Source organism: Streptomyces sp. NPDC026500, from assembly GCF_055567635.1.
Window position 1 is genome coordinate 304,700 of the sequence record NZ_JBVHQB010000004.1, and the last position, 17,541, is coordinate 322,240.

The 17,541-nt window shown below is 69.6% G+C and carries 15 protein-coding genes; 4 read left to right on the plus strand and 11 right to left on the minus strand.

From position 1 onward, the window contains the following. Window positions 1-586: 586 nt before the first annotated feature. Entirely contained in the window at window positions 587-3,202 is a 2,616-nt protein-coding gene (locus ACZ4N5_RS09660) for an ABC transporter permease/substrate binding protein (protein ID WP_467756550.1), read from the minus strand. Further along, complete coding sequence (locus tag ACZ4N5_RS09665) at window positions 3,195-4,274, minus strand: quaternary amine ABC transporter ATP-binding protein (protein ID WP_467756551.1); 1,080 nt, start codon at window positions 4,272-4,274, stop codon at window positions 3,195-3,197. The genes ACZ4N5_RS09660 and ACZ4N5_RS09665 overlap by 8 nt, the downstream gene beginning before the upstream one ends. A 171-nt stretch (window positions 4,275-4,445) precedes the next feature. On the opposite strand from ACZ4N5_RS09665, the gene ACZ4N5_RS09670 reads away from it, so the two are divergent. Together ACZ4N5_RS09670 and ACZ4N5_RS09675 are read left to right on the plus strand one after the other, a co-directional pair. Continuing rightward, entirely contained in the window at window positions 4,446-5,384 is a 939-nt protein-coding gene (locus ACZ4N5_RS09670) for a 5'-3' exonuclease (protein ID WP_467756729.1), read from the plus strand. 102 nt (window positions 5,385-5,486) lie between these two features. Further along, on the plus strand, window positions 5,487-6,323 hold the full coding sequence (locus tag ACZ4N5_RS09675) for a siderophore-interacting protein (protein ID WP_467756552.1): 837 nt from the start codon (window positions 5,487-5,489) through the stop codon (window positions 6,321-6,323). Window positions 6,324-6,430: 107 nt separating this feature from the next. Here the strand turns inward: ACZ4N5_RS09675 and ACZ4N5_RS09680 are convergent, their stop codons facing one another. The 3 genes from ACZ4N5_RS09680 to ACZ4N5_RS09690 all read right to left on the minus strand — a co-directional run bounded on the left by ACZ4N5_RS09680 (window position 6,431) and on the right by ACZ4N5_RS09690 (window position 9,115). Then, window positions 6,431-7,207, minus strand: coding sequence for an ABC transporter permease (locus ACZ4N5_RS09680; protein WP_467756553.1), 777 nt, complete (start codon window positions 7,205-7,207; stop codon window positions 6,431-6,433). After that, the gene (locus ACZ4N5_RS09685; protein ID WP_467756554.1) at window positions 7,204-8,220 is read right to left on the minus strand and encodes an ATP-binding cassette domain-containing protein; all 1,017 of its coding nucleotides are present in this window, start codon (window positions 8,218-8,220) and stop codon (window positions 7,204-7,206) included. The genes ACZ4N5_RS09680 and ACZ4N5_RS09685 overlap by 4 nt, the downstream gene beginning before the upstream one ends. 247 nt (window positions 8,221-8,467) lie before the next feature. After that, on the minus strand, window positions 8,468-9,115 hold the full coding sequence (locus ACZ4N5_RS09690; RefSeq protein ID WP_467756555.1) for a PadR family transcriptional regulator: 648 nt from the start codon (window positions 9,113-9,115) through the stop codon (window positions 8,468-8,470). A gap of 233 nt (window positions 9,116-9,348) precedes the next feature. On the opposite strand from ACZ4N5_RS09690, the gene ACZ4N5_RS09695 reads away from it, so the two are divergent. Both ACZ4N5_RS09695 and ACZ4N5_RS09700 read left to right on the plus strand, forming a co-directional pair. Beyond that, the gene (locus ACZ4N5_RS09695) at window positions 9,349-10,899 is read left to right on the plus strand and encodes an amino acid permease (protein ID WP_467756556.1); all 1,551 of its coding nucleotides are present in this window, start codon (window positions 9,349-9,351) and stop codon (window positions 10,897-10,899) included. Window positions 10,900-10,903: 4 nt separating this feature from the next. After that, window positions 10,904-11,863 carry an RluA family pseudouridine synthase gene (locus ACZ4N5_RS09700; RefSeq protein ID WP_467756557.1) on the plus strand — a complete coding sequence of 320 codons (960 nt, stop codon included), beginning with the start codon at window positions 10,904-10,906 and terminating at the stop codon, window positions 11,861-11,863. Here the strand turns inward: ACZ4N5_RS09700 and ACZ4N5_RS09705 are convergent. From ACZ4N5_RS09705 to ACZ4N5_RS09730, 6 genes are all read right to left on the minus strand, one after another. After that, a complete protein-coding gene (locus ACZ4N5_RS09705) occupies window positions 11,857-13,341 on the minus strand; it encodes a cytochrome P450 (RefSeq protein WP_467756558.1) in 1,485 nt (494 codons plus the stop codon). The two genes, ACZ4N5_RS09700 and ACZ4N5_RS09705, sit on opposite strands and share 7 nt — an antisense overlap. A gap of 73 nt (window positions 13,342-13,414) precedes the next feature. Further along, the gene (locus ACZ4N5_RS09710) at window positions 13,415-14,035 is read right to left on the minus strand and encodes a GTP-binding protein (protein WP_467756559.1); all 621 of its coding nucleotides are present in this window, start codon (window positions 14,033-14,035) and stop codon (window positions 13,415-13,417) included. Continuing rightward, a complete protein-coding gene (locus ACZ4N5_RS09715) occupies window positions 14,016-14,462 on the minus strand; it encodes a DUF742 domain-containing protein (RefSeq protein ID WP_467756560.1) in 447 nt (148 codons plus the stop codon). The genes ACZ4N5_RS09710 and ACZ4N5_RS09715 overlap by 20 nt, the downstream gene beginning before the upstream one ends. Next, window positions 14,459-14,866: a roadblock/LC7 domain-containing protein gene (locus tag ACZ4N5_RS09720; RefSeq protein ID WP_355839804.1), complete on the minus strand. Its 408-nt coding sequence runs from the start codon at window positions 14,864-14,866 to the stop codon at window positions 14,459-14,461. Before ACZ4N5_RS09720 ends, ACZ4N5_RS09715 begins: the two co-directional genes overlap by 4 nt. Further along, the gene (locus ACZ4N5_RS09725) at window positions 14,863-16,449 is read right to left on the minus strand and encodes a sensor histidine kinase (RefSeq protein ID WP_467756561.1); all 1,587 of its coding nucleotides are present in this window, start codon (window positions 16,447-16,449) and stop codon (window positions 14,863-14,865) included. The genes ACZ4N5_RS09720 and ACZ4N5_RS09725 overlap by 4 nt, the downstream gene beginning before the upstream one ends. A gap of 363 nt (window positions 16,450-16,812) precedes the next feature. Then, on the minus strand, window positions 16,813-17,439 hold the full coding sequence (locus ACZ4N5_RS09730; RefSeq protein ID WP_467756562.1) for a TetR/AcrR family transcriptional regulator: 627 nt from the start codon (window positions 17,437-17,439) through the stop codon (window positions 16,813-16,815). Window positions 17,440-17,541 lie beyond the last annotated feature (102 nt).

A 17,541-nucleotide genomic window follows, 5' to 3' on the forward strand; every position in this document is an offset into this window, starting at 1 on the left:
GGGCGGGATGCCCGTCCGGACCCGCCGGCCGCCGGATCGGAGCCTGAAGTCCGTTCTCCCGGTGCGCAGTTGGCCTCCGCGTCGCACGGCGGCCCGCGGTGGCCGACGGGTTCGGCCCCACCGCCGCGCACGGAGCTGATGTGCGACGGGCCCTCGGAGCGGTGCGCGGGGGCGGCCGGCACCTCGGACCCGCGGTCGACGCCGTGGGCCGAAAACGCGGCGGGAGGGTGCGGTCGCGCACCGCGTAACGGTTGTCCGGATCTCTCTCGTACGCCAGTACGTGACCACCCGCGTCGTCGCCCGCGCGTGCGGACCGGCATCCACCCGGACAGGGAGGGGTTCCACGGGCCCCGGGAACGCCGCGAGGGGTGGCCCGCGCCGCACGGGTCAAGAGAACCCGTACGACGAGGACCACCCCTCGGAGTGAACCGCGAACCGCTCAGCACGCTCGGAGTGAACCACTGCCCCGTGGCCGCGCCTCGGAGTGAACCACTGCCCCGTGGCCGCGCCTCGGGGTGAACCGGTGTCTCCTGGCTGCGCCTCGGACTGAACCGCTCGCCGCGCCTCGGAGTGAGCGGCTCGTCGCCTACTGCGGAGTCATCCGCTGCACCATGTCCGGGTGCTCCTTGAGCCACCCGGCGACGGCGTCCTCCTCGTGCCCCTGCCCCCGCCGCTTGATCTCGCTCTCCAGGCTGCCGAGTTCACTCTCGCTCATCCTGAACTGCCTGATCCACTCGGTGAGCTTCGGGTACTGGCCGGGGAACTTCTTGCCGGCGATCGTCCGGATCGTGTTGCCCTCGCCGAACAGCTTCCTGTCGTCGGCGAGCTTGGTGAGCCTGTACTCGCTGTACGCCCAGTGCGGGGACCACAGGACGACCGCGACCGGCTCCTTCTTGGCGTACGCGCGCTTCAGCTCGGCCAGCATCGCGGGCGTCGAACCGTCGACGACCTTGTACTCCTTGTCGAGGCCGTATCCCGGAAGCACCTTGTTCTTGAGGAGGTTCATCTCACCGGTGCCCGGCTCGATCCCGATGATCTTCCCGTCGAACGTCCTGCCCTTGCCCTTGAGGTCGGCGAGGGACTTGACGTCCTTGACGTACGAGGGGACGGCGATCTCCAGGGAGGTCGGCTTGTACCAGGTGCCCAGGTCCTTCAGGTCGTTCTTGTGCTGGTCCCAGTAGTTGGACTGGGCGTACGGCAGCCAGGCGTCGAAGTTGAGGTCGAGGTCGCCGGAGGCCAGGCCGGTGTAGACCGGGCCGACGTCCATCTGCTTGAGGTTCAGCGTGTAGCCGCGCCGGGCCAGGACGTTCTTCCAGAGGTAGGTGACGGCGACGTCCTCGTCCCAGGGGAACCAGGCGACGTCCAGCGGGCGCTTCGCCTCGGCCGGGGCGGCGGACGCGGAGCCCTTCACCGGGGCGAGCTTGTCGACGACCGCGGGGTTCTTCTTCAGCCAGGCGCGCACGGCGTCCTGCTGCCTGCCCTTGCCGGCCTGGTTGATCTCGGCTTCGAGACCGGTCAGCTGCTTCTCGGTCATCCTGAAGTTCTTCAGCCACTGACCGACGACCGCGTTGTCCTGGGCGAAGCCCTTGCGGGAGAGGGTGTGCACCCCGTCACCCTTGCCCCAGGCGCCCTTCGGGTCCTTGAGCTTCTTCAGCTTGTAGTCGCTGTAGGCCCAGTGCGGCGACCACAGGGTGGCGACGATCGGCGCCTTCTTGGCGTACGCGCGCTTCAGCTCGGCCAGCATCGCGGGGGTGGAGCTGTCGACGACCTTGTACTCCTTGTCGAGCCCGTACGCCTTGAGCACCTTGCTCTTGAGCAGGCCCATCATTCCGGCGCTGGACTCGATGCCGGTGATCTTGCCGCCGAAGGTGCCGGCCTTGCCCTTGAGGTCCTCGAGGGAGTCGATGCCCTTCATGTAGGCGGGCACGGACAGTTCCAGGGACGTCGGGCCGTACCAGGAACCCAGGTCGTCGAGCTGCTTGCCGTACTTCTTCCAGTACTGGGCGTGCGTGGTCGGCAGCCAGGAGTCGGTCTCGAAGTCGATGTCGCCCTGGGCCAGCGAGGTGTACAGCGGGCCCGCGTCGAACTGCCTGGTCTCCACCTGGAAGCCGCGTCGCTCCAGGATCTCCTGCCAGAGGAAGGTGGAGGCGACGCCCTCGTCCCAGGGGATGTAGCCGATGGTGACCTTCTTGCCCTGGCCGACGTTCTCGCCGTCGGCCGCGGTGGAGGCCGAGCCGGCACCGCCGAAAATTCCCATGCCGCCCGCGACCAGGGCGAGCACGACGACGCCCGCCATGGCGACGACGGGACGGGGGCGGTACGACCAGATCTTCAGGCCCTGCGCCGCGCGCGCCTTGGCGGCGGCGCGGCGGCCGAGCGGCGAGACCTGGGTGCCCAGCGCGCCGGTCATGCGGTCGAGGTAGATCGCGAGGATGACGATGGCGACGCCGGCCTCGGAGCCGAGGCCGACGTTCAGCTGGCCGATGGCCTCGTTGACATCGCCGCCGAGACCGCCGGTGCCGACCATGCCCGCGATGGCCGCCATGGACAGGCCCAGCATGATGACCTGGTTGACGCCCGCCATGACGGTGGGCAGCGCGAGCGGAAGCTGGATGCGCAGCAGGGTGTCGCGCGGCGTGGTGCCGAACGCGTCGGCGGCCTCGACGAGGTCCTTGTCGACCTGGCGGATGCCCAGTTCGGTCATGCGGACACCGGGGGCCAGCGCGAAGATCAGGGTGGCGACGATGCCGGCGGGGGCACCGGTGCCGAAGAACAGGATCGCCGGGATGAGGTAGATCATCGCGGGCAGCGTCTGCATGAAGTCCAGGACCGGCCGGACGATGCCGCTGACCCGGCCGGAGCGGGCCGCCCAGATGCCGACGGGCACCGAGACGACGAGCGCGATGAGCGTCGCGACGAGGACCAGGGACAGGGTCACCATCGCGTCCTCCCACAGTTCGAGGGAGTCGATGAAGGCGAATCCGGCGAAGGTGAGGACACCGGCGGAGGTGCCGCGCAGCCAGAAGGCGATGACGGCGAAGATGCCGGCGAGGAGCAGCGGTTGGGGCGCCTGGAGGACGGCGTCGATGCCGTCGTAAGTGCCCGAGAAGACGGTCTTGAGGAAGTCGAAGAGCCAAGCCATGTGGTTCAGCAGCCAGTCGACCGCGTCGTTGACCCAGTCGCCGAAGGGGATCCTAGGCACCGGCCTTCACCTCCTCGTTCCGCGGGCTGGGACACCGCTCGGGTGTGCCCTGCTCGTCGCCGAGGAAGCCGACGAGCCGCTGCCGGGGGACGACCCCGACGAGGGTGCGCTGCTTGTCGACCACCGCGACCGGATGGGACAGCCGGGCGCTGATCGCGCAGAGCTCCACGAACGGGGTGTCGGGAGTGGCGGTCTCGCAGGAGCAGTCGGCCTCGTCGCCGCGCAGGTCCGTGTCCATGACGGCGCCCGCGGTCAGCACCCGAGAGCGGTCGACGTCCTGGGTGAAGGAGGCGACGTAGTCGTCGGCGGGCCGGACGAGGATGTCCTCGGCGGTGCCGATCTGGACGATGCGGCCGTCGCGCATGACGGCGATCCGGTCACCGAGGCGCATCGCCTCGTTGAGGTCGTGCGTGATGAAGACGATGGTCTTCTTGAGCTTCTTCTGGAGCTCGATCAGCTGGTCCTGCATGTCCCGGCGGATCAGCGGGTCGAGTGCGCTGAACGACTCGTCCATGAGCAGCAGATCGGCGTCGGTGGCGAGCGCGCGGGCGAGACCCACACGCTGCTGCATACCGCCGGACAGTTCGTCGGGCCAGGACTTCTCCCAGCCCGCGAGTCCGGCCAGTTCGAGGGCCGTGGCCGCCCGTTCCCTGCGTTCGGCGGCCGGTACGCCCTGGACCTCCAGGCCGTAGCCGGCGTTCTCCAGCACGCTGCGGTGCGGGAACAGCGCGAAGTGCTGGAAGACCATGCTGATCTTCCGGGAGCGGACCTCGCGCAGTTCGCGCGCGCTGAGCGCGGTGAGGTCCTCACCGTCGAAGCGCACGTGTCCCGCGGTGGGCTCCAGCAGTCCGTTGAGCATGCGCAGCAGCGTGGACTTGCCGGATCCGGACAGGCCCATGACGACGAAGATCTGCCCCGGTTCCACCGTGAAGGACGCGTCGATCACGGCGGCTGTGGTGCCGTCGGCGCGCAGTTCCTCACGGTCGGCCCCCTGGCGGAGCCGCTCCACGGCCGCTTCCGATCGTCTTCCGAACACCTTGTACAGATGGTCGGCCTCAAGCCTGGATGACACGTGTGCCTCTCGTTCGGACGCGGGGAACGGGTTGAACAAACGCTTTCGACGTTCCCGACGACTGGTGACGGTTGAATGCACAACCGAGTCCGTTCAGAGGCGGCGCCTGCCCCCGCTTACACGGAGCAAACACCGGAGTGGTCCAGGTCACTGTCAGTGGTGTACGGCATGATGCGGAGCGTGACACTGCAGACGCGACGACTCATGCTCCTCGACACCGCCTCGCTGTACTTCCGCGCCTATTTCGGCGTGCCGGAATCCGTGAAGGCCCCTGACGGCACACCGGTGAACGCCGTGCGCGGGCTGCTGGAGTTCATCGACCGCCTGGTCAAGGACCACCGGCCGGACGATCTGGTGGCCTGCATGGACGCGGACTGGCGCCCGCAGTGGCGGGTCGACCTGATCCCTTCGTACAAGGCGCACCGGGTCGCGGTGGAGACCGAGACCGGCCCGGACGAGGAGGAGGTGCCGGACACGCTCTCCCCGCAGGTGCCCGTCATCGAAGACGTCCTGGACGCGCTGGGCATCGCGCGCGTGGGGGTCGAACGGTACGAGGCCGACGACGTGATCGGCACGTTCACCGGGCGCGCCACCGGCCCGGTCGACATCGTCACCGGAGACCGCGACCTGTATCAACTCGTCGACGACAAGCGGGAGGTGCGCGTGCTGTATCCCCTCAAGGGTGTCGGCACGCTCCAGCTCACCGACGAGGCCTGGCTGCGCGAGAAGTACGGCGTGAACGGTCCGGGGTACGCGGATCTGGCGCTGCTGCGCGGCGATCCGAGCGACGGGCTGCCCGGAGTGCCCGGCATCGGGGAGAAGACGGCCGCCAAACTGCTCGCCGAGTTCGGCGACCTGGCCGGGATCATGGCCGCGGTCGACGACCCCAAGGCCAAGCTGACGCCTTCTCAGCGCAAGCGGCTCGACGAGTCGCGGCCGTACCTCGCCGTGGCGCCGACGGTCGTCAAGGTGGCCGGCGATGTGCCGCTTCCCGAGGTGGACACGGCACTGCCGCACGCGCCGCGCCATCCCGCCGCGCTGGACGAACTGGCCGCGCGCTGGGGCCTGGGCGGCTCGTTGCACCGCCTGCTCACGACTTTGCAGTCATAGCTGAACGCTTCTGACGCGAGGGATATCACTTCATGCCTAGGTGCCACAGAGGAAGGGATGCTAACTTAGGTAAGCCTAAGCATGTGAAATCAGGAGGCAGTCATGGCAGAGCGCCCGGAACGCAAGCCCCGGAAGCCCCACTCCGCGAAGGTCGTGCGGACCGAGCGGCTGACCCCCCACATGCAACGAGTGGTGCTGGGAGGCGACACCCTGGCGGACTTCGCCACGGGCACCAGCACCGACCACTATGTGAAGCTGCTGTTCGGCCCCGCGGGCGTCACCTATCCCGAGCCCTTCGACCTGGAGCGCATCCGCGAGGAGTTCCCGCGCGAGCAGTGGCCGGTGACGCGGACGTACACCGTGCGCGCCTGGGACCCCGAAGTGCGTGAGCTGACACTGGACTTCGTGGTGCACGGGGACGAGGGGCTCGCCGGGCCGTGGGCCCTTCGGGTGCAGCCGGGCGAGGTCGTCCGGTTCATGGGTCCCGGTGGCGCCTACGCACCCGACACGAGCGCCGACTGGCATCTGCTCGCCGGTGACGAGAGCGCGCTGCCCGCGATCGCCGCCGCCCTGGAGTCACTGCCCGACGCCGCCGTCGTGCGCGCCTTCGTCGAGGTCTCCGGACCCGAGGAGGAGCAGAAGATCGACTCCGACGCGGAGGTCGTCTGGCTGCACCGCGGTGGCCGACCCGTCGGCGCGGCCCTGGTGGAGGCCCTGCGAGCCCTGGAGTTCCCCGAGGGCCGGGTGCACGCGTTCGTGCACGGCGAGGCGGCCTTCGTGAAGGAGCTGCGGGGGCTGCTGCGGGTCGAGCGCGGGATTTCACGCGACGACCTGTCCATCTCCGGTTACTGGCGCCTCGGTCACAACGAGGACGGCTGGCAGGCGTCGAAGCGCGCGTGGAACGCCCAGGTGGAGGCGGAGCAGGAGGCGTCGGCCTGACGCCGGCTCACCACCCCGTACGTCGTCAGGAGGCGGACCCGCGTCGCACGGGCCGCCTCCTGACGTGTACGTACGTGCCGTTCGGCGGATGATGACCGCCCGACGGGCTAGACCGAGCGCTGGTACGACCGGAACGTGCGGATCGACAGCCAGACCGCCGCCACCGCGAGCGCGAGCAGGCCGCCCGTCCGGCTGAGCACGTCACCCCAGTCGGGGTGCTCGGACATCGCCGAACGGCCCGCGACCATGGCCCAGTTGAGCGGGTTGAAGTCGGCGGTGTGCCGAATCCAGCCGGGCATCTGCGAGGGCGCCATGAAGGCGCTGGACAGGAACGTGAGCGGCAGCAGCAGGAAGGTGTTGATGCCGATGATCGACTCCCGCTCCTGCACCAGCATGCCCAGCGCGTTGGACAGCGCTCCGAACACCGTGCCGAGCAGGACCGAGGCGAGGACCAGGATCGCCACACCGCCGACGCCGCCCGGGTAGTCGGCGCCCCCGACGAGTCCGAGGAGCACGATGACGACCGACTGCAGGGCGGTGATCAGGCCGTTGTTGACGACGTTGCCGTTCATCAGCGCGGCCCGGCTGACCGGGGTGGTGAGGAAGCGGTTGAGCGTGCCCCGCTGGATCTCCTCCAACGTGCCCATGCCGGCCCACATGTTGGAGCTGAGGGCGCTCATCACGACCACGCCCGGCACCAGGTAGTCGAGGTAGGAGGTGGTGCCGAAGCCGCCGAGCTCGACGACCTTCTTGAAGAGACTGCCGAACAGGAAGAGCCAGATCACCGGCTGGATCAGGGTGATGATCGCGTACGCGGGCTGGCGGGCGAACACCATCAGCTGTCGCTGCGTCATGTACCAGGTCTGCGAAACGGCCGTGCTCATCGGGCACCTCCGGCGAGAACGAAGGGAGCGGCGCCTTCCGCCTCGGCTTCCGAGTAACGGCGGCCCGCGTAGCGGAGATAGACGTCGTCGAGCGAGGGCCGGGCGACGGTCGCGGAGGCGACCTCGACCCCGGCCCGGTCCAGGGCTCCGAGCAGGGCGGGTACCGCGGCCCCGCCGTCGTCGGCGCGGACGCTGATCCGCCGCCCGTCGAGCAGCACCTGATGCACGCCCGGCAGTGAGCCGAGGGTGCCCTCCAGCAGCGTACGGCCGGCTTCGCCGACCGCCTCGCTCAGTTCCACATGGACGGCGTCGCCACGGAGTTCGCCCTTCAGGGCGTCCGGGGTGCCCTCGACGACGACACGGCCGCGGTCGACGATGGCGATGCGTTCGGCGAGCCGATCGGCCTCTTCCAGGTAGTGCGTGGTGAGCAGGATGGTCAGGCCCTCGTCGCCGGCGAGCCGGGCGATCTCGTCCCACATCGCGGTGCGCGCCTCGGGGTCGAGGCCGGTGGTGGGCTCGTCGAGGAAGAGCACCTCGGGGCGGTGGACCAGGCCGAGCGCCACGTCCAGGCGCCGTCGCATGCCGCCCGAGTAGCCCTTGACCGGGCGCTGGGCGGCGTCGGCGAGGGTGAACCGCTCCAGGAGTTCGTCGACCCGGCGGTCCAGGCCCGCGCCCTTCAGACCGTAGAGCCTGCCCTGGAGCCGGAGGTTCTCCCGGCCGGTCGCCACCGGGTCGGCGCCCGAGCTCTGGGCGACCACGCCGATCGCGCGCCGCACCCGGTCCGGGTGGCGCAGTACGTCGTGGCCCGCGACGGTGGCGGTGCCCGAGTCGGGGCGGGCCAGGGTGGTGAGGATCTTGACGGTGGTGGACTTGCCGGCGCCGTTCGGGCCGAGGAGGCCGAAGACGGTGCCCTGCTCCACGGTGATGTCCATGCCGCTGAGCGCGGTGACATCTCCGGAATAGGTCTTGATCAGTTGACGCGCCTCAACCGCGGGCGCACGAGTACTGCTCATGGCGACTGCTCTCCCAAGTGAGCGGATGCTCGGCGTGAAGCCGAGTGATCTCGGATTCCCGAGTGATCCCGAGTGATCTCGGGTGATCTCGGGTGACTGCCGAGCTGATCCGCGTGAAGAGCGCCGGGCTATCCTGGGTGTGCCGCACCTCGATCGCCTGGAACTGCCGCACGGCGGATTCAGTTCGGGGTTCGAGACCCTGGCGGGACTGGTGCAACAGTCCTGCCGGGGTCTGTTCTCCTTCGGGTCACTGCTCGAAGTGGCGTTCCTCCGCGTCCTGGAACTCGGGCGGGATCTCCCCCGTCTCGTGGAAGGTCCGCCACGCCTCGACGCCGGGGAGCGTGCCGCCCCTGAGCTCCTTGAGGAAGCTCCGGACCCACTCCGCCTGCGCCTCGATCATGTGCAGCTGGTACTCGCTCTCCACGAGGAAGAGCCGGGGCAGCGTCTCGTACAGCTTCGCGAGACCGCCGCGGGCGCTCGCGGCCTGTACTTCGAGAGAGTTGAGCCGCTCCGCGAGCAGCCGGGCCACCTCGTCCGGAGGCAGTACCCCCATGAGCGAGAGCGCGGTCTCGAAGATCGGGTACTCACGCGCCGGGACGGCCATCAGATCGGAGAGCCATTCGGTCATCTCCTCGCGCCCGGCCTCGGTGATGCCGTAGATCGTGCGCTCCGGACGGTTGCCCTGCCGCTCCACATCGGTGACCTCGACGAAGCCGTGCTTCTCCAGGTTCTGCACCACCGTGTACAGAGACCCGTAGTTGATCTTCGTGCTGCTGTCCTTGCCCTGACGGCGCAACGTCTGGGCGATCTCGTACGGATGCATCGGCTTCTGCCAGAGCGTCGTCATGACGGCGAGCGCCAGCGGGTTGCTCAGCTTGCGTCGCTTCATCGCCATCACACCTCTCGACTCGTCTCCGAATATCCGTAGCCGAACATATCGCGTATTCAGAGAGCACGTCAACACACGCGATGTATCGCGTTGGAGCAGGGACACCGGGCGCGTGAGAACTTAGGCCCGCCGCCGACACGACCGCGTCACGCGGGCGAAACAGGGTCTCCCTAATTTCTGTCACCCGACAGGAATTCCTGGGAATCCCTCTCCCTTCCGCGCCGAAGGCAGGTGCCGCCGTGACCACCACCGCCCCCTCCGACGTACGACCCGATCCGCCGGAGTCCTCCGACGACCGCTCGCTGACCGAGTTCGGCTACCGCCAGGAGCTGCACCGCAGCCTCGGCCGGTACGCCTCGTTCGCCGCCGGGTTCTCTTTCATCTCCGTCCTCACGACGGTCTTCCAGTTCTTCGCCTTCGGGTACGCCTTCGGCGGCCCGGTCTTCTTCTGGACCTGGCCGGCCGTGCTGATCGGCCAGCTGGCGGTCGCCGCCTGCTTCGCGGAACTGGCCGCGCGCTACCCGATCTCCGGCGCGATCTACCAGTGGTCCTCGCGCCTGTCGAACCTCTCCTTCGGCTGGTTCGCCGGCTGGATCATGGTGATCGGGCAGATCGTCGTGGTCGCCGCCGCGGCGCTCGCCCTGCAGATGGTGCTGCCCGCGATCTGGTCCGGCTTCCAGCTGGTCGGCGGCGATCCGGCCCCGACCAGTCCCGACGGCGCCGCCAACGCGGCCGTCCTGGGTGTCGTCCTGCTCGTCCTGACCACACTGGTGAACGTCCTCGACAACCGCGTGATGTCCGCGATCAACCGGATCGGCGTCACCGCCGAGATCATCGGCGCCGTCCTGATCATCGTGCTGCTGCTCACCCACTCCGAGCGCTCCCCCGGCATCACCTTCCACACCGGCGGAGGCGGCACCGGCCTGTTCGGGGCGCTGATGGTGGGCTCGTTCATGGCCGCCTACGTGATGATCGGCTTCGACAGCGCCGGCGAGATGAGCGAGGAGACCCACCACCCGCGGCGCACCGCGCCCCGTACGATCCTCACCGCGCTCGGCGCGGCGGGCCTGCTCGGCGGGCTGATCGTGCTCGGCGGACTGCTCGCCGCCCCGAGCCTGACCGACGGCCGCCTCGGCGTCGACGGCCTGAGCTACGTCCTGACCAGCAGCCTCGGCGACGGGGTCGGCCGCGCGCTGCTCGCCGACGTGGTGGTGGCCATCGCGGTGGCGACCCTGGCGATCCAGACAGCCGCCTGCCGCATGCTCTTCTCGATGGCCCGCGACAACCAGCTCCCGTTCTCCGGCCGTCTCGCGAAGGTCGACCCGCGCACCGGCATTCCGAGCGCCCCCGCCCTGCTCGTCGGCGTCCTCGCGGCCGCCCTGCTGCTCCTGAACTTCGCCTCACCGGACGCGTTCCTGGCGATCGGCACCACCTGCATCGTGATGCTGTACCTCGCGTACGCGATGGTCACCGGGCCGCTGCTGGTACGGCGGCTGCGCGGGCAGTTCACCGCGGACGGCACCGACGAGACGGGCGCCCCGCTCTTCTCCCTCGGCCGATGGGGTGTCCCCGTCAACGCGCTCGCCCTCGTCTACGGCCTCTTCATGACGGTCAACCTGGCCTGGCCGCGCGCCGCGGTGTACGACCCGGCGGGCGGGCACTGGTACTTCCGCTGGTTCACCCTGCTGTTCCTCGGTGTGACGCTGGTCGCGGGCGCGGGCTACCGGGCCTTCGGGGCGCGGGCGACGGTGGCGGAGGTTCCCGAGGTGGTCCCGGCCTCGTACGCTTGACCGGGTGAGACGCAAGCCCCGGATCCCGCCCTCTCCCCTCCCGCAGCGCCACGGGGTCGACCCCGTGCGGATCAGACTGCCGCGGGAGGGGAGCCGGTCCACCGTGCGGGAGTATCTGGTGGAGCGGCTCGCGGCGGGCGACGGGGTCATCGACACGATGATCGACGAGGGGCTGATCGTCTGCGAGGACGGACGGCCGCTGACCGCCGAAGCGGCCTACACGCCCGGGATGTTCGTGTGGTTCCACCGGGAGCTGCCCGACGAGGAGCCGGTGCCGTTCCCGCTCGACGTGGTCTACCGGGACGAGCACATCGTCGTCGCCGACAAGCCGCACTTCCTCGCCACCACACCGCGCGGCAGCCATGTCGCCGAGACGGCCCTCGCCCGGCTGCGCCGGGAGCTGGACCTGCCGGAACTGGGCGCCGCGCACCGCCTCGACCGGCTGACCGCCGGGCTCGTGCTCTTCACCGTACGGCCCGGGGAACGCGGCGCGTACCAGTCACTGTTCCGCGACCGGCTGGTCGGCAAGGAGTACGAGGCCGTGGCGCCGTACGCCACCGGGCTCGGCCTGCCGCGCACGGTCACCAGCCGCATCCTCAAGGAGCGCGGGGTGATGGCCGCGCGAGAGGTGGCGGGCGAGCCGAACGCGGTCAGCGGGATCGAACTGGTGGAACGCCGGGACGGTCTCGGTCGCTACCGGCTGACTCCCCGTACCGGCCAGACCCATCAACTCCGGGTGCACATGAGCGCGTTGGGCGTGCCCATCCTCGGCGATCCGCTGTACCCGGTGGTGACCGGTCCGGTGCCGGCTGGCGACTTCCGGCGTCCGCTGCAACTGCTGGCGCGGACACTGGAGTTCACCGATCCGGTCACCGGACGGGCTCATCGGTTCGTGAGTGAACGGGTATTGGAGGCGTGGGGCTCGTACGACGCCTGGTCGGCCCGGACCGCCGGGGATCAGTAGCCGCGCCACCAGCGCAGGAAGCGCTGCCAGGCGCCCGGCCGGCGGGCGGGCTCGGGAGCGGCCGGGACGGGTGCTGGAGCCACCGGCTGCGGTGCGGGCCCGGCGGGTGCCGTGGCATCGGTCGTGACCTGCCAGTGGGACCGCTGGGCGGGCAGCGCCCGGACGGAGGGCCGTTGCATGATGTCCTGCGTCGGCTTGGGCTCGAACCGTACGGGCAGATCGACGAGGTGGCGCGAGGACATCGATCCCCGCCAGCGCAGGTCGCTCTCGTCGCAGTCGAGTTCGACGTCCGGCAGCCGCAACAGCAGGGCGTCGACGCCGACATCGGCGATGGCACGGCCGATGTCCTGACCCGGGCACTCGTGGGGACCGCCGCCGAAGGCGAGGTGCGAGCGGTTGCCCTGCATGCTCGCGGCCAGGTCGGGACGGATCCGGGGGTCGACGTTGCCCGGCGCGATCCCGAACAGCAGTCCGTCGCCCTTGCGGATGCGCTGACCGCCGAGCTCCGTCTCCTGCTTGGCGAAGTAGCCGAGGACGGCGCTGAACGGCGGCTCGTTCCACAGGGACTGCTCGACCGCCTCGGGCACGGTCATCTGCCCGCCGTTCAACTGGGCACGAAAACGCGGGTCGGTGAGCACCATGCGCAGCACATTGGCGATGAGGTTGGCGGTGGCCTCGTACGCGGCGAGCAGGACGAGCCGCAGATGCTGGGCCACCTCGTCGTCGGTGAGCCGGGCCGGGTGGTTGATGAGGTGACTGGTGAAGTCCTCGTCGGGTTCGGCACGGCGCCGCAGGGTGTGCTGCGTCAGCAGGCTCATGACGTACTCGTTGCTGGCGATCGCGGTGTCCGTGCCCTTGAGAAGGTCACGGGTGGCCTGCACCATGCGGTCGTTGTAGTCCTCGGGCATGCCGATGATCTCGCAGAGCACGGACATCGGCAGATGCTCGGCGAACTGTCCGACCAGATCGGCCTCGCCGAGCTCGCAGAACGCGTTGACCAGGCGCTGCGTCGCGCGGTTGATGTAGCGCCGCAGGCTGCGGAAGTCGATGGTCGACATGGCGCCGGTGACCGCTCCGCGTAAGCGCAGGTGCTCGTCCCCCTCGGCGTGGGAGCAGATGGGCTGCCAGGCGATGTGCGGGGCGAGCGGATGGTCAGCGCCCGCGGTACCGTCCTTGACCGCGGTCCACAGACGGCTGTCGCGCGCGAAGTGCGAGGGCGTGCTGACCATGTGCAGGTTCTCGGCATGGCCGAGGACCACCCAGATCGGCACGTCGTTGTGCAGTAACACGGGTGCGACGCCTCCGTGTTCGGCACGGAGCTTTTCGTACAACGCTCCCAGGTCCTCCGCCTCGGGCCCGTACAGGCGGCGCAGCCCGCCCGGACCGACGCCGGGGCCCATACCGTGGGCGGGGCAGCCGGGCGGTGGGCCGAACGCTGGTTCGTCCGTATCGGTCTGGGAATGGGATTCGGTCGTCACAATGATCGCTCCGAAGCTCAAATGCGTTCTGTGGATAGGGAGTTGGCGTGCGGATGCCGTCACCGTACGACGTTCAGACGCGCGCGGAGGTCATCGCCAGCGAATGCAGGAACCGCATGAGTGTCATCAACGTGTCGCGGCTCGAGGCCCTGCGGCGGGCGTCGCACTTCACGATCGGGATCTCGTCGGACAGGTCGAGCGCGGCCCGCAGATCCTCGACCGGGTACCGGGGCGCGTCGGGGAAGTCGTTTATCGCGACGACGAACGGAACTCCGCGCTCCTCCAGGCGGCCGATCACGTCGAAGCTGACTTCCAGACGGCGGGTGTCGATCAGGACCACCGCGCCGAGCGCTCCCTCGAACAGGCCGTTCCACAGGAACCAGAAGCGCTCCTGGCCGGGTGTGCCGAACAGGTAGAGCACCAGCTGGTCCGTGATGGAGATCCGGCCGAAGTCCATGGCCACGGTGGTGGCCGTCTTGGTCTCGGACCCGTAGTTGTCGTCGACTCCGATGCCGGCCTGCGTCATGGTCTCCTCGGTCGTCAGCGGCTTGATCTCGCTGACGGAGCCCACCATGGTCGTCTTGCCGACTCCGAAGCCGCCCACGATCACGATCTTCACCGCCGCCTGTGCGGTGTGCGGCAGGTGGTCCTCGGCGCGAGGGCCCGTGATGGTGTCAGAGCTTTTGAAGTCCATGCATCACCGCTTCGAGGAGGGAACGGTCGGGGAGCGCCTGGCGGACGATCGGGGCGCGCGCCTGTACCAGTTCGGCCGCCAGCAGCTCGGTGAGCAGGACGGTCACCACGCTGAACGGCAGATTGAGATAGGCCGAGATCTCGGCCACGGACAAAGGGGTCTTGCACAGGCGCAGCAGCGCCGACTGCTCCGGCTGGGTGGCGGGCGGCGCGGCGGCGCGTGCTACGACCAGCGTGACCAGGTCGACCTCGGCCCGGTCGCCGCCCTCACCGCCGCCCGTGAGCACGTACAGCCGCTCGGGGTTCTTCGGTTTGCCTTGGCCGTCCTCCCCCTCGTGGCCTTCCGGGGCCACGAGGGGGGAAGCCGTTGCGGGAGGGTCCGGGGGCCGCTCCTTGGGTTGGCGCCGCCGGCGTTGCGGAGGAGTCATACGGTCTGCCCGTTGCGCCTCGGCGGACTCGTCAGATGGGCGCCGATCCGTACGACGAGGTCACGCATGCGGTTGCTCATCAGCCCCGGTTCCGCGGTCTGGTTGGCGAGCACCGCGAGGTAGGCGTTGGCTCCCGCCGACATCAGGTAGAAGTAGCCGCCGTTGATCTCGATGATGACCATCCGCATCCGGCCGTCGCTCTTGGGGATCTCGCTCGCGACGGCACCGGCCAGGCTCTGCAGTCCCGCGCAGGCCGCGGCGACCCGGTCGGCCGCGTCCGGATCGCCGCCGTAGCGCGCGATGCGCAGTCCGTCGGCGGAGAGCACCACGATCTGCTGGATGCCCGGCACTCCGTCGGCGAGATCCTTGAGCATCCAGTCGAAGTTGGCTCGCTGCTGGATCACTTGAGGTCCCCCTCGTCGTCGGCCTCGGCAGGGGCCTGCTGGTTGTCCGTGCTGAGTGCGGTCGGATCGGGGTCGCCCTTGAGTCCGTTCATGAACGCCTCGACCCACAGACCGGGTTCGGGCTCCTTCTCCTGCGGTTCGGGCTCGGGCTCCCACAAGGACGAGGCGCCTGCGGCCTCGGCGGCCTCCTGCTCTGCACGCGCCTCGGCGTACCGCTGGCTGAGCGGGACCTTGACCCGGCTGCGGCGCTGCGGCAGACCGCCCGGCGTCCACTCGGTGACCACCGGGACGTCGTCCTCGCGGAGGTCGCCGCTCGACGAGGGGATGCGGGGGCCCGTGGTCGGCCGGCGCTTCTTGGGCTTGCGCGCCGGTCCCTCGACCCCGCCGTTGTCGATGCCGGCCACGGAGGTGGCTCCGATGCCGTGCGCGAGACCGGGGGCGAAGTCGGTGGTGAGCATGTCGCGCGGGGCGACGAGGACGGCGCGGACACCGCCGTACGCGGACTGGCGCAGCGAGATCTGCATGCTGTACATCTGCGCGAGTCGTCCGACGACGGCCATGCCGAGCCGGGGCGCCTGGCCCATCACGTTCGGGTCGACGCCCGCCGCGGCCAGCCGGAGCAGCTCCTCGATCTTGCCGCGGGCCTCGTCGCTGAGGCTGACGCCGCCGTCCTCGATCTCGATGGCGATGCCGGTCTGCACCTCGATGGCGGTGACGTGCACCTTGGTGTGCGGCGGCGAGTACCGGGTGGCGTTGTCCAGGAGCTCGGCCAGGGCGTGGATGAGCGGTTCGACGGACACGCCGTTGACGGCGATGTCGACGATGTTGTGCAGCTCGATGCGCCGGTACTCCAGGATGCGGGACATCGCGCCGCGCAGAACGCTGAACAGCGGTACGGGCTCCGGCCATTGGCGTCCGGGGCGGCCGCCGCCGAGCACGGCGATGGAGTCGGCGAGCCGGCCGATCAGCGCGGTGCCGTGGTCGATGCGCAGCAGGTCGTCGAAGACCTCGGGGTTGCGCCCGTGGTCCTCCTCCATCTCGCGGAGTTCGTTGTTCTGCTGGTGGACGATGGCCTGGACGCGCCGGGCGATGTTGACGAAGGAGCGCTGCGCGGCGTCGCGCATCGACTCCTCGGTGTCGACGATCTTGAGCAGTTTCTTCAGCAAGTCCTTCTGGGACTTGGGGACTTCGTAAAGCTCCGGGTTGTCGCGGCCCAGGGTGCGAACGACCTCCGAGGGGGAGTCCCCGTCGTGCAGTCGGTCGATCGCGTACGGCAGGACTTCCCGGGTGAAGCGCACGATCTCCTGATCGTGCGCGGCGATGCGCTGTTCCAGGGAGGCGGTGCGGCGCGCGAAGTCGGCCCGCAGCTCACGGGCGACGCGGCCGCGGCGGACCGCTTCGCCGCCGATCGCGATGACCAGCAGTGTGGCGAAGCCGCCGCACAGGGCGACCGCGGCCCGGGCGGGCTCCGTCACCGCGGCGACGGCGGCGCCGGTCGCCACCGCCATCAGTATGGCCGGCAGCAACAGCACGCGCGCGTAGGGAAGTTCACTGTCACCGGGAGGCGATTGAACACTCACCATGTATGCCCTCTGAGACAAGTCGGCTGGGGGTGGGGGAGGTTTGTGGGGGAAACGGCACGGATCGGCACGGATCAAACGAGATCTTCGGAACTTTTGGGAACAAGCGCACGATTACATCTCAACTCGGTGCGCTGCGGGCGAGCTTAGTCCGACCGGATCATCGCTGTGTCATATTCAGCAAGCACCTGAAATCGCCCATAGGACTGGAGTACCCTCAGCCCCATTTGCACGCTGCGCCTCCATACGCACACGGTGCGTGATGCCGTGCGGGCATGCGAAACCGCGCCCCACCGGGGGTTACCGCGGCTCGGTCGATGCGCAGCGGCGCCGGAGAAACGGCGGTGAGGAAGCGGCGGTGAAGGCTCAGATTCCGGCGATGCGCAGCGCCGCGTCCGCCGTGGCCTCGGCGAAGGCGGACACCGGGCGCTGCGGATCGGAGCGATGCACGAGGATGACTCCCTCGATCAGCCCGAACAGCAGATCCGTCCGCAGATCCAGCTCGCTCTTGGCGAGCGCGCCGCCTGCCGCCGTGGCGGCGAGCAACTGGCGGTAGGTGTCCTTGAGTTCGGCACGTACGGCATGGAAGCCGGCGAAGCGTTCGGTGCGCACCTCGGGCAGCAGATAGAGGCCGCCGAGGTTGTGCGGGCCCCCGCAGAGCACCTCCACGTCGGTGCGGCACAGCTCCCACAGCCGGCCCTCCGCGGGCGCCGCGTCGTCGGCGAGGAGCTCGCGGGCGAACGCCAGTGACGGCGTGACCGTGGACTCCAGGAGCTCGGCGAGCAGCTCCTCCTTGCCGGACACGTAGTGGTACATGGACGCCTGGCGCATGCCCGCCCGCTCGGCGACGGCGCGGGTTGTGGTGGCCGCGTAGCCCCGCGTCGTGAACAACTCGGCGGCGGCGTCGAGCAGTTCGGCGCGCGGCGTGAGCCCGCTGTCCGGCCGCTGCGCGGCCCGAGGCCTGCCGACCCGTCGTGCGCCACCCGTTCCCATGCGTTCGATCCTCGCACACACGACGTGCGCCGCCGGGTCGGCGCGACGCGCGCGACCGACACCGGCCGCCGGGGCGCGGACCCCGCCCTACCCGGCGGCGCA